This is a genomic window from Pseudomonas sp. HMSC066A08, from assembly GCF_001813025.1.
In the GTDB taxonomy this organism is placed as follows: domain Bacteria; phylum Pseudomonadota; class Gammaproteobacteria; order Pseudomonadales; family Pseudomonadaceae; genus Pseudomonas; species Pseudomonas aeruginosa.
The window spans coordinates 1-203 of sequence record NZ_KV811180.1; the positions used below are offsets into that span (position 1 = coordinate 1).

Annotated in this window: 1 protein-coding gene; it reads left to right on the top strand. The window is 33.5% G+C overall.

What is annotated here, in order from left to right; translation table 11 throughout:
* Positions 1-136 precede the first annotated feature (136 nt).
* The coding region (locus HMPREF2886_RS01215; RefSeq protein ID WP_371915118.1) for a cold shock domain-containing protein at positions 137-203 on the top strand (67 nt) is incomplete at its 3' end.

Consider the following 203-nt stretch of genomic DNA (forward strand, 5'->3'; position numbering starts at 1 on the left):
TCCCGTTTAGCGTTATCCTTGATACCACTTCATTGCGAATTCCTTCTAATTAATTCCCATAAGTAAAAATACCAAACAAACCACATATGCCTTATGGCAAATTAAATAAATTAAAGGAAATTCTATGTCTAATTCAATGACTGGTACAGTAAAATGGTTCGATGAAGGTAAAGGTTTTGGTTTTATTACTCCAGCAGATGGCA